The 8447-nt window shown below is 52.6% G+C and carries 9 protein-coding genes; 6 read left to right on the top strand and 3 right to left on the bottom strand.

Going from position 1 to position 8447, the window contains the following annotated elements; all coding sequences use genetic code 11:
* The coding region (locus O3C43_23900) for a DUF3387 domain-containing protein (protein MDA1069530.1) at positions 1-199 on the top strand (199 nt) is incomplete at its 5' end.
* A 490-nt stretch (positions 200-689) separates the two neighbouring features.
* Here the strand turns inward: O3C43_23900 and O3C43_23895 are convergent.
* Together O3C43_23895 and O3C43_23890 are read right to left on the bottom strand one after the other, a co-directional pair.
* The gene (locus O3C43_23895; protein ID MDA1069529.1) at positions 690-1952 is read right to left on the bottom strand and encodes a M56 family metallopeptidase; all 1263 of its coding nucleotides are present in this window, start codon (positions 1950-1952) and stop codon (positions 690-692) included.
* Positions 1945-2328, bottom strand: a complete 384-nt coding sequence (locus tag O3C43_23890) for a BlaI/MecI/CopY family transcriptional regulator (GenBank protein ID MDA1069528.1) — start codon at positions 2326-2328, stop codon at positions 1945-1947. The genes O3C43_23895 and O3C43_23890 overlap by 8 nt, the downstream gene beginning before the upstream one ends.
* 188 nt (positions 2329-2516) lie before the next feature.
* Here O3C43_23890 and O3C43_23885 point away from each other — a divergent pair, with 188 nt between their 5' ends.
* Complete coding sequence (locus O3C43_23885) at positions 2517-3557, top strand: DUF2235 domain-containing protein (protein MDA1069527.1); 1041 nt, start codon at positions 2517-2519, stop codon at positions 3555-3557.
* 130 nt (positions 3558-3687) lie between these two features.
* On the opposite strand, the gene O3C43_23880 is transcribed toward O3C43_23885, so the two are convergent.
* Positions 3688-3840: a tautomerase family protein gene (locus O3C43_23880; protein MDA1069526.1), complete on the bottom strand. Its 153-nt coding sequence runs from the start codon at positions 3838-3840 to the stop codon at positions 3688-3690.
* Positions 3841-4804: 964 nt separating this feature from the next.
* On the opposite strand from O3C43_23880, the gene O3C43_23875 reads away from it, so the two are divergent.
* From O3C43_23875 to O3C43_23860, 4 genes are all read left to right on the top strand, one after another.
* A complete protein-coding gene (locus O3C43_23875) occupies positions 4805-5707 on the top strand; it encodes an amidohydrolase family protein (protein ID MDA1069525.1) in 903 nt (300 codons plus the stop codon).
* Between the two features lie 25 nt (positions 5708-5732).
* Positions 5733-5972, top strand: coding sequence for a DUF4160 domain-containing protein (locus O3C43_23870; GenBank protein MDA1069524.1), 240 nt, complete (start codon positions 5733-5735; stop codon positions 5970-5972).
* Positions 5932-6249: a DUF2442 domain-containing protein gene (locus tag O3C43_23865; GenBank protein ID MDA1069523.1), complete on the top strand. Its 318-nt coding sequence runs from the start codon at positions 5932-5934 to the stop codon at positions 6247-6249. The genes O3C43_23870 and O3C43_23865 overlap by 41 nt, the downstream gene beginning before the upstream one ends.
* 125 nt (positions 6250-6374) lie before the next feature.
* Positions 6375-8447, top strand: a 2073-nt coding sequence (locus O3C43_23860) for a pyrroloquinoline quinone-dependent dehydrogenase (GenBank protein MDA1069522.1), incomplete at its 3' end; no start/stop codon positions are given.

The raw sequence follows: 8447 nt of genomic DNA, 5'->3' as shown, positions 1-8447 counted from the left end.
GCTCATAGCCGCCGAACTGATAACAAAAGTCCGACAAAGCGTGACTATAGACTGGACTTTACGGGAGAGTGCCCGCGCCCGGATTCGGGTCATGGTTAAACGAATACTCAACAAATACGGTTACCCTCCGGACCTCCAACAGGAAGCCGTAAAGACGGTCCTGGCTCAAGCGGAACTGCTTTGTGCCGAGTGGGTTTGAGCGTTAGCCGATCACCACTCGACATCTCTGGGGTCGATCCCCCGCAGGAGGACGAAAAGGGGACGGTCCTAGTATTTTTGTATCGCTGCACATCAAATTCTAGGGAACGGAAATTCACTCGTTGCCTTCAAAGCTTCACATACAAAGCAACAACTGGTGGGCTTTCAAAAAGGTTTTTTCCGAATGGGTGGCCATGGTTACATCCTGGATGGTGTGAATTCCCGATCCATGGTGTCACCACCATGGCTACGAGAGGAGTTGATCTTCCCGGCATTGTGAAAAAACGTATGGGTTATTCCGCCAGGACCCTCCCCATTTTTGCCGCTTCCGGAGGAGCGTCGATGACTCCATATCGGGATGCTGAGAGCATCGTTTCAAATCGGAATAGCAAAGGTCGATTCTTACAGGAAGAACCGACCCGCTGGAAAATCGACCGTTTGATTGTGTCGACCTTTTCGACCCAGAAATTATATATGGGCCCTCCCACTTTTTATTTTTGGAGCGTATATTTAATGGGCAAGCGGACCCTGACTCTAACCGGCTCTCCATCGACTTTTCCTGGTTCGAATTTCCACTGGGAAACCGCATCCATGGCTGATCCGTTAAATGCGGAGTTGCTACTATTTACAACCAGTGGGTTTGTCACGTTTCCATACTCGTCTATTACAAACAGGGTGATAACCGTTCCTTCGACGCCTTCCTCCTTCATCTTCGTCGGATAAACTGGAGCCGTGCGAATGGTTGGTGCTGGAGGTGCGTCAAGTTCGCTGATATCGTAAATTCGATTTTCTTCGATTGGAGATGTTTCAGCGAACGCAACCATCGATCCTCCAAACAAGGACAGACAGGTTAGAATAATGGCGGATTTTTTCATGATACTTACTCTTTCTTTTTTATAATGGATTACATGTGAGATGCGTTGCTTGAGTGACGTCTCCGATAATGCGATCGCGCCGAAATGATTTTCCTCCATGGAAAATTCCGCGGCCTTCAATAAACAGCTGGCGTAACAATCCACCTTGGGACCGAATGCGAGGACTGTTTCATCGCAGGCTTTTTCAGTTTCCAGGGTCAGACGGTTGCGAATGAACCAGACCAGCGGATGAAACCAGAGGACAGCGGTGATGGCATCCGTTAACAGACGCCACAAGTTGTCCCGGCGCATCCAGTGAGCTGCTTCATGCTGCAAGGCTGTTTCGAGTTCGTTATCGTTGAGCGTTTCAAGAAACGCGGTTTTGGCTATTATTCCGGGTCGAAATATTCCGTAGAGAGCGAGGGATGGTCCTTGTTCAACGACCGTGCCTTCCAGCTCATTTCCCGAGTATCCGGACTGAATGAGGGTTTGTCGTAGCAGGGATCGATGTCTTCCGGAGAAGGGTGCGTTATTTTTTCGTATACGGCGGTGAATGCGGAAACCGGTCAGCAGAGTGAGCAGGAAGATAAGGATGAATCCACAAGTCCACAGGTAGACCGGCCAAGCAAAGAAGGACTGTTTTGTCGTATAGTGCACGACAGACATTAGGGGTTCCGCAGACACGAGATAGGTGGACAGTAAATGGTCGCTTCGTTCAAAAGAAAACCAGGAAGCCAGGAGTGTGGTCGGTATTAAAAACTTAAGAATGCTCAACCGATATATCCAGCACCGGGTCCTGGAATCCCGAATGCGAAACAACCAGGTGATGGCCAGGAACAGAATCGCCCAGTCGGTGGATTCGATCAGATGGATTACGAGTATGGAGTAGAGTTCATTCATGGCTGCTACCTTTCGCGTCGATCAGTTTTCGGATTTCATCGAGTTCGGCTTTGCTGATTTTTTTTGATTCCACCAAATGCGAAAGAATGGGGCTCGAAGCTCCATCCAGCAGGGTGACCAATTCATCGATCATGCGGTTGACAATGCGCTTTCTTTCCACGGCTGCCTTGAACAGCCAGGCATTGCCCACTTTTTTGGTTTTGGTAAGTGCGCCCTTGGCTTCGAGGCGACCGACAATGGTTTGAACTGTGGAATAACCCGGGTCGTTTTCCTCCTGGGCCAGGGCTTCGGCTGCTTCCCGGACCGTCAGCTCGCCCTGTGTCCAGAAAGGACGCATCACCTGAAGCTCGAGTTTTGATAGGTTTTGCTTTTTCATAATACAACAATTGTTGTAATCAAAAACAACAAACGTTGTATATCAAGCTCAAAGTTTTATTATTTTAAAATACCTTTTCTCGATCCCGGTATTGAATAAGTCTGTAATACCCTGTTCCCTTTTTCGGAATTCAGGTTTCTACTCCAATCCATGACCCCAACGATCCGATTTCAGGTTTATCTCACGTTATGCGCCGTCTGATAGTGTGTTGCGATGGGAGTTGGCGGAAGCTGGGCTCCAAGTATCCTTCCAATGTCATTAAGCTGGCCCAGGCGGTAAAACGGCGTGACGGGCAGAAAGTGGCGCAGGTGGTTTATTACCGCGAAGGGGTGGGTGCGAATAACAAAAGTCGCCTGGGCGGAATGTTGGGCTTGGGGCTCGATGAAGATATTATGTCGGCCTACACCTTTCTGGCCTTAAACTACGAACCGGGAGATGAAGTCTTCCTGTTTGGATTTAGTCGTGGGGCTTACACGGCGCGGAGCCTGGCCGGATTGATTCATTGCAGTGGCTTGGTTTCCCGGTCGCGCATGCGGAAAATTCCGGAAGCCTTCGAGCTGTACCGCGATCGAAGTGTGCGTCCCGGTTCGGACAAGGCGATTCGCTTTCGCGCGATCCACGGCGAACGCATCCCTATTCAGGTGCTTGGTTGTTGGGACACGGTGGGTGCGCTGGGTATCCCGTTCAACATTCCCGGCACCGATTGGGGTGAGCGTTACAACAATCGCTTTGCATTTCACGATACCTGCATCAACCGGTCGGTAAAGTTTGCTTTTCACGCCAAAGCCATAGACGAGCTTCGGGCGGTCTTTGAAGTAACACCGATGAATCCCGGAGCCAGAACCGGGCAAGTGATTGAAGAAGCCTGGTTTCCCGGTGACCACAGTTGTGTGGGAGGCGGAACGGAAGCAAAGGCACCGTTGGCCAATCGATGTCTTTTTTGGATGCTTGAGCGCATGCGGGCGCATGGCATACAACTGGCCACTGATCACAGTCGCGTTGAGACCGGAGTTGAAATCGATCACACCGCTCCGTTCGATAATACCATCCGTGGGTTCTATCGACTGACCGGATCAAAGCCGCGCGCCATAACCGGGTCGTTTGATCAAATCGATATCAGCACCCGGTTCCGTTGGCGTGACTGCCCGGACTACCGGCCCAAGAACCTGAGCCGCCGGTTTCGCAGCAAGCTGGATAAGGGGGTGGGTGAAGAAAGGGGAGGCTTGTAATCGGCACGTTGGTCCAAGTTTTTATTCGTGTCGATTCGTGTTCATTCGTGGTTTATCTTTCTGACTCCCGCTATTGTTAACCGCTTTAGAAACTAAATAATAGCATGAGTTGATCCACTCCTGCTTTTCCCTACTTCGCCTTCTTCCGGCGCTCGGTGACGGTTTCACCGCCGACGCCCCAGTTGTCGGTGCTGACTTCCTCAATGATGACCACGGTGGTCGCCGGATTTTTGCCGAGGACATCGACAAGTAGTTGGGTGGCTCCTTTGATGGACGACCTCATGGGGACTGGACGACCTCATGGGGACGGTCCTAGTTGTTTTGTATCCAACGAAGACCTCATGGGGACCGAAGACCTCATGGGGACCGAAGACCTCATGGGGACGGTCCTAGTTGTTTTGTATCCGAAGATCTCTGGCGGAAAAAGAGGCCATTCCTTGTTTCCGATAAAGGGGAGGAAAGTTTTACCGGGGTGAAGCCAGGGGTTATAAGAAATGGGGACGGTCCTAGTTGTTTTGTATCCGAAGATCTCTGGCGGAAAAAGAGGCCATTCCTTGATTCTTGAATCGAGACCTGCGTGTCCATGTCTGAGTTCATTTTACCAGGGGGGATGGGGGTGAAGTTTTACCGGGGTGAAGCCGGCAGCTAATGGAGGAATTTATTACTCTCAGAGAGGCACCTAGGCAAAGAGCATGAATGAGAACAAAATTGGAACGATCCTTGCCAGCAGTCCCAACCAGTGGAATCGAGCCTTGGATCCTGGGGGGGAGGGGACGGGGTCATATCTTCATTATTGACAGAATTCTTTCCTTTTTCTTCCACCCATCTCTTTTATCAACTCCAACCGTCCAACATACTGATTTACTGATGCCGGTCATCCCATTGTTATCCCCAAACGTACCACTAACCAACCATTGCTTATTGAACTCCGCGCTTTTATCAAACTAGCCAAAATCACTTTGGCGGGAGCAGACAACAACTTAACCTCCGCGCCATGCAGATGATAGAAGATGCGCAACTTGCATTGCCAAAAATGAAGATATGATCCCATCGGCCGTCCCCCGGGAAGCTCGGGTCGCGAATAAATTTGCTCCTACTCTTTGCCTCGGAACTCGGAGCGTCGTACGACATATTACCCCGCGCAAAGAATCACGATCGATGGTCCCGGGCTTCATTTATTGTACTCGGCTTAGGCAACCTTCATCGTAATACTGGTGGACATGAATCCAGATTTCGAAACTGATACCATGACCCGTAGAACTGCTTTGCAACGGGTTGCCGGCCTGGGACTGCTGGGATTGGGGATGGGCCAGGGTTGCTCAAAAGGCGCTGCTTCTAAGAAAAGTCCGGTCATTGAATGGAATGCCCATATATTCAGTCCCGACACGTCCAAATACCCTGTTCACCCCAGGGCCACCTATACTCCCGACCTGTCCGTCCATCCGGCCGATCCGCTGGCCGCTTATCTCAAGCGGCTGGACGAGGAAGGAATCGACCGGGCGGTGATCGTGCATCCCGAACCCTATGGGGATGACCATCGTTTGATCATTGACTGCCTGAACCGCGAACCCGACCGGCTCCGGGGAACGAGTTTATTCTATCCGAGAGATCCGGAAGCACCGGCAAAACTGGAGGCCCTGGTCAAGCAAGTGCCCCATATCGTTTCGACCCGGTTCCATGCCCACCGCGGCAAAGAGACCTACCTCGACAGCTTCGCCGATCCAGGCGCCAGGGCCTTGTGGAAGAAAGCCGTGGATCTTGGCCTGGTGGTCGAATTGCATATCGGTCCCGATTACGCCGCCCAAGCCGGAAAACTCATCGAAGAGTTTACAGGCTGCAAGGTGCTGATCGATCATCTGGCCGAACCGCATCTGGGCACGGGGGTCCAGTTTGCCGATGTCCTCGAGTTGGCCCAATACCCGAACGTCTATATGAAGTTATCGGGCCTGAATCACTTCGCGACCGATGAACCCTATTACGAAAGTGCGTTGGCGTTTACCTCGCGCGTCATCCGTGAGTTTGGTCCCGAGCGCATGGTCTGGGGCAGCGGTTCCCCGAAAATCGTGGATGCGCATATGGCTTCGTACTCCGCCGCCGACCGCGCCAAGGTAAAAGGTGGCAACATTCAACAACTTCTGGATTGGGCTTAAATGTCCAAGCCGGTAAAAGATAAAAATGAGTCCTACAATCTTTCAATTCAGAAACTACAGGTTCTTCTTTTTCTCACGCGAGGAACCACGGATTCATGTTCATGTGCGATCGCCGGACGGTGAAGCAAAGTTCTGGTTGGAACCGGAAATCGCGCTTGCAGTCCATCGTGGACTTTCCCCGAAGGAACTGAAAGAGTTGGAAGAAATTGTAAGAGAAAAAAAAGATGAAATACGGCAGCATTGGAACAGACACTTCGGCCTCTGAAGTCACGGATATTTCCCCCTTCGGAATCTGGCTCTTGCATAGGGGAAAAGAATACTTCCTCTCTTTTGAGGAATTCCCCTGGTTTAGGGAGGCATCTGTTAGCAAGGTTTTTTCCGTAGTTGATGAAAGTGAGGAGCATTTGCGCTGGCCGGAACTTGACGTGGACCTTTCACTGAATTCGATTAGGGATCCTGGAGTCTATCCTTTGGTTTATGAATCCCAGGCAACCTACGGCGAAAAAGAAGCTTCTGGAACTCCGGACAAACCGGAGTCCTAAGTTCGACGTTTGGCTTGATGCCAGCGGCGAAGTACATGAAATAAAAACCAATTCCAGCCTCCGCCTGTAACGCCATCTCCGGCTAACTACCCTAACGGGCGAAGGTCCACATTTATCCCGCCATTATGACCAACCGTTTTTCCCCTAACCTCCTCCGCATCCTGGCAATCAGTTGCCTGGGCATTTTACCGCAGGCCTGCAAGAAATCCGAACCGGAAGTCCAGGCTGCCGGCGCTGACTGGGCCCATTACCTCGGTCATCCCACCAGCAACCAATACTCCACGTTGGACCAGATCAATCGGAGTAATGTGAAGCAGTTGGAAGTGGCGTGGACTTATGAAACCGGGGACAAGGCCATGTATCAGACCAATAATCTGGTGATCGATGGCATCGTTTATACGGCGACGCCGAGGAGCCGGGTGATTGCCCTGGATGGAGCGACGGGAGCAGCCCTCTGGACATTCGATCCGGACGACATTCACGAGAATCTGGCTGACAGGAACCAGCGCGGACTCATGTTCTGGGAGGATGGGGAAAATAAACGCATCCTCACCATGAAAGGGAGTTACCTTTACACCATCGATGCTCTTACCGGTAAGCTGGTTACTTCCTTTGGCAAGGGCGGCTGGATTCACATAGGCGAGAACCTGGACGTGGACGACACGCCCAATGTCTTTATCAATACCCCTGGTCAGATTTACGGGGACCTGATCATCATCGGCACCAATGTCGCTGAAGATGTTCCGGGCGCCGTGCGGGCCTTTGACAAATTTACCGGAGAGAGAAAATGGATTTTCCACACCCTGCCGCGCCCGGGTGAGTTTGGTTCGGAAACCTGGCCGGAAGGTTATCTGGAGAAAACGGGCGGCGCCTCCGACTGGTCGGGGCTGGCGCTGGATACGGAACGTGGCATTGTTTTTCTCTCCACCGAAACGGCCGGTCCGGATTTTTATGGCGCGGACCGCTGGGGTGAAAACCTCTTTGCCAACTCGGTGGTGGCTCTCGATGCCAACACGGGAGAGCGCCTGTGGCACCAGCAACTGGTTCACCACGATCTCTGGGACCTGGATCTTCCGCAACCGCCCACTCTGCTGACCGTCATGCATGAGGGCGGTAAAAAGGACATCGTGGCCCAGGGCACCAAGATGGGACTGTTGTTTGCCTTTGACCGGGTGACCGGAGAACCGCTGTGGCCCATCGAGGAACGCCCGACCGAACCGTCGCGCATACCGGGATTCAAGATCTGGCCTACCCAGCCCTTTCCCACCAAGCCCCCACCCCTGATGCGGCAACGCTACACCGACCAGGATCTCTCCAACATTACTCCCAAAGCGGAGCTCATGACCCGGGACGTCCTTAGTCAATCGGGTAACTATGGATCCTATGCTCCACCCAGCCTCGAGCAGGTGGTTCTGTTTCCCGGTCCCGACGGTGGCATGGAATGGGGAGGCGCGGCGGCGGATCCCGACGGCATCGTTTACGTCAATGTAAACGAAATGCCCTGGTTTTATCAGCTCCTTCCCACTCGGCAAAACAATGGGATTCCCCTGTCCTCGGGAGAATTATTCTACCGTATCAATTGCGCGGCCTGCCATGGCATGGACCGCATGGGTAATCCGGCCGGAGGTTTTCCCGCCCTGGCGGATGTTTCCGCACGACTGACGCGCGAGGTGGTCATGCAATTCATCGTCAACGGAGGCGGGAGAATGCCCGCGTTTGACCGTTTGCCGGAAATGGAGAGAGCCATGATCGTCGATTTCCTGTTTGGCATGGAGACTCCGGTGCACAAACGATTGGAAGGAGACGACATTCCCCCCTACATATTCCGGGGATTCCAGCGTTGGTTCGACGATGAAGGTTACCCGGCTATCAAGCCACCCTGGGGCACCCTCAATGCGGTCGATCTCAATACGGGCACCATCAAATGGAAAGTGCCCTTGGGCGAATTTCCAGAACTGACCAAGCGGGGTATCCCGATAACCGGGACGGAAAATTATGGCGGACCCGTGGTGACCGCCGGAGGCCTGATTTTCATCGGCGCCACGTCGGACGAAAAGTTTCGAGTGTTCGACAAGGAAACCGGGGAGCTGCTCAAGGAGCTCGACCTGCCCTTCGATGGCAATGCCACCCCCAGCACCTACCTTGCCAACGGAAAGCAATACGTGGTCATCTCTTGTGGAGGGGCCAAAAAGAAACCG

It is taken from the genome of Verrucomicrobiota bacterium (assembly GCA_027622555.1).
Lineage (GTDB): Bacteria > Verrucomicrobiota > Verrucomicrobiia > Opitutales > UBA2995 > UBA2995.
This window is presented reverse-complemented; position numbering and strand designations above follow the sequence as displayed.

What these genes read in the sequence shown, in the direction of transcription:
- O3C43_23895 (MDA1069529.1), bottom strand. Translation starts at nt 1,952, where the DNA reads ATGAATGAACTCTACTCCATACTCGTAATCCATCTGATCGAATCCACC.
- O3C43_23890 (MDA1069528.1), bottom strand. Translation starts at nt 2,328, where the DNA reads ATGAAAAAGCAAAACCTATCAAAACTCGAGCTTCAGGTGATGCGTCCT.
- O3C43_23885 (MDA1069527.1), top strand. Translation starts at nt 2,517, where the DNA reads ATGCGCCGTCTGATAGTGTGTTGCGATGGGAGTTGGCGGAAGCTGGGC.
- O3C43_23880 (MDA1069526.1), bottom strand. Translation starts at nt 3,840, where the DNA reads ATGAGGTCGTCCATCAAAGGAGCCACCCAACTACTTGTCGATGTCCTC.
- O3C43_23875 (MDA1069525.1), top strand. Translation starts at nt 4,805, where the DNA reads ATGACCCGTAGAACTGCTTTGCAACGGGTTGCCGGCCTGGGACTGCTG.
- O3C43_23870 (MDA1069524.1), top strand. Translation starts at nt 5,733, where the DNA reads ATGAGTCCTACAATCTTTCAATTCAGAAACTACAGGTTCTTCTTTTTC.
- O3C43_23865 (MDA1069523.1), top strand. Translation starts at nt 5,932, where the DNA reads ATGAAATACGGCAGCATTGGAACAGACACTTCGGCCTCTGAAGTCACG.